General features: G+C 37.8%; 3 protein-coding genes. All 3 read right to left on the bottom strand.

Translation table 11 applies throughout. The features are described 5' to 3' along the window. Nucleotides 1–1,192 (bottom strand): type II toxin-antitoxin system HipA family toxin (locus tag BCT49_RS05675; protein WP_102434485.1); only part of this gene is annotated, 1,192 nt, incomplete at its 3' end. Between the two features lie 11 nt (nucleotides 1,193–1,203). Further along, nucleotides 1,204–1,521: a helix-turn-helix domain-containing protein gene (locus BCT49_RS05670; protein WP_017099284.1), complete on the bottom strand. Its 318-nt coding sequence runs from the start codon at nucleotides 1,519–1,521 to the stop codon at nucleotides 1,204–1,206. 147 nt (nucleotides 1,522–1,668) lie between these two features. Further along, entirely contained in the window at nucleotides 1,669–2,538 is an 870-nt protein-coding gene (locus BCT49_RS05665) for a hypothetical protein (RefSeq protein ID WP_198595825.1), read from the bottom strand. Nucleotides 2,539–2,555: the final 17 nt, after the last annotated feature.

The following is a 2,555-nucleotide window of genomic DNA, read 5'->3' as shown; positions in this document are numbered from 1 at the left end:
GTACTCCAAGTTTTTGTGCAAGGCTTTCCCATCCTGAAACAACGTTACGCATTTTTTTATAAATCTCACTCGCTGTTTGTGCATCAACTTGAAAGTAATCTGCAACTTCAAATGCAAGGTCGATATCAAGAGCATTACTTGTGTCATCTATGTTTAGGTGGAGGCCTATTGCATTCATTGTTGGGTTAATATCATAGGCTGGAGATAGTCGCCACCCAGTCGTATCAAGAATAAAGCCATGATTTCGTAAATGGTCATCACTATTTGATACCATGATATTGAATAGCATACGCTTCCATAGTTGCTCCAAATCCACTTGGGTATTCGAGCCGTGTTGTATTAAGAACTCAGCGAGCTCTAGATAGCTTGCACCGTCATCATGACCATCAAAATACTCTAGTTGAGTCATTGCTGAGCTAAAGTGTAGTCTCTTACCATCTTTTGTTCTATCGAAACGTTTGGTCAAGAATATATGATGATGCCCGATAGCTTCAACTTTTGAATCTGCCATATTGATACCAGCATCTAAAGCCATTTGATACACAATGAACTCCCATAATCCAATATCATACTCGTCATAACGGCTTGGGAATTTGGCTAGCCATAAGCTTTGATCTTTATCTCTAATTGAGGCTTTAGGGCGAGCACCACCTAATGATGAGCCCGGAGATGTCAACATGTTTAGCCATTTTAAATAGTCAGGATTATCGAAATCGGGAGTATTTTCAATTCCATTTGCAGCCTGTTGTAGCTCTGGCAGACAAGTGATAGCTGGTGCTGCTAAATCATCACTATTATCTAAGAAAAGGCCACCTTTGGTTGTACAAAAGCGTAGGGCTCCCATACGGAATGAATCATGTACCCCTAAGAGATAATCGGTTTCAAACAATTTACGAGCTCGACGTTTTTCATTGCGAGCGATTACCGCTTCTCTACGTTGCATCAGAAGGCGTCCCCAACGATCGGGACATGAGTCTAGAAATACTTTAAAATTTCGGTCATCTTCGGCATGCTGCTCTCCAGTGTATAACTGTAAAGAGGGGTCTATTTGACGAGCATATTCGGAGGTTAACCACTCTTCATCGTAGCTGAAGCTGAAATGTTCTTTTCCTCTAATTTCAGAAGAGCGTAATGTACCGACGAACATAGAATCAGTTGAGTTAATCCAATCAGCATAAACATAGATTTCCATATCTGACTCTCTTATCGTTTTTTCTTCAGTAATTCAATATCTTGAAGCTTTCTTCCGAATTCATCATCAAATGCTACTTTGGCTAGGTCATCCAATAAACCGAGAGCTGAAAGTACGTTAACATAGTGTCCAAGAGATACGGAAGGATCACCTTTTGATATTTTTCGTAAGGTTGGTTTAGATATGCCAGTTCTGCTGTGCATCATATCTTGGGTAATACCGCGTCGTTTCATTGCCAGTGTTATATTCTCTCCCAATGTATTCAAAATTTTCTGATTCTTAGGAAAGATAACAGCAGTGCGTCTAGTTTTAACATTTTTATTTTTCATAATGGAAATAAAATTTCCTTAATTGACGTTTAGTGAAATTATAGTTTCATTTTAATTATGAAATCAAGAGAGAGTCTTATTTTTTGATACATATGAAGAGAACCTATAATTACCTATTATTCATTTTTGTGAAACTATAGTTCTCTTTTATCCTAAAGCTTTAAACACCTGCTCCAAAACGACTGGTGGTATCGGCTCTTTGCTATCTATGATGAACTTCTTTAAGTTAAGTCGTAGGTTATTCAGTCTTTTCATAAACTCAAAATGACGCTCATGAGATGTGTTTTCTGGTGGTTTATATGAGGTATCCGTTTGGTTTTTCGTGGGGGTATCTATGGATTTCAAAAACTGTGTCGAAAAAGTGTGTGTTAATTGTACGAAAGTTCCCAAACTTAGATTGCCTCGCTTAACCTTCTCTTTGTAAAAATTCACATAACCTAGCTCCTTAAGTCGCTCTAAAATGTCGGATACACGCCGAACACTCATTCCCAAAGAGACCGCTATCTTGGTTTTGCTTATCCCTAATCCAAGGGTATGACGGTCAACATTCTTGGCTAGAAATGAACAAACTAAAATCAATCCTTCCGCAGCATCATAACTAAGATTTAGCTCGCTTTTCCAAAATGTGTTGATGATTTTTGTTCGATTAATCTTATTTTCTGGATAGGTATCACTCGAAATATGGCTTCTTGAAATTGGAGAGTAAGGCAATAAGATAATCTGTTTTTGGCTTGCTAAAAATGGGTACTCTTTGCTTAATTGGGTCTCATTAAGTTGTCCTGCGTTTTTAACTTCAGTAAGCTCTTTTATAAGACTGGTTTTCTTTTTGTCATCTTTTCTAAGAAGCATGTGTTTAAGCTCTCCTTCCTCTTCATGGTAAAGATAACACTTACCTCTGACATCAAAAGGGTTAGCTAGATTGATGATTTCCACTTCTGTATTTGGATCTAATATTGGTGTCTCATTCACCACTGAGACTTCTGATTGATTGGCTTTTTCTTTGTCTGTCGATGTCATTTTATTTCTCTCACTTA

It is taken from the genome of Vibrio lentus (assembly GCF_002875945.1).
Classification (GTDB): domain Bacteria; phylum Pseudomonadota; class Gammaproteobacteria; order Enterobacterales; family Vibrionaceae; genus Vibrio; species Vibrio apostichopi.
The sequence above is the reverse complement of the archived record's forward strand: the minus strand, read 5'-3'. Positions and strand labels throughout refer to the sequence as shown.

What these genes read in the sequence shown, in the direction of transcription:
- BCT49_RS05670 (WP_017099284.1), bottom strand. Translation starts at nt 1,521, where the DNA reads ATGAAAAATAAAAATGTTAAAACTAGACGCACTGCTGTTATCTTTCCT.
- BCT49_RS05665 (WP_198595825.1), bottom strand. Translation starts at nt 2,538, where the DNA reads ATGACATCGACAGACAAAGAAAAAGCCAATCAATCAGAAGTCTCAGTG.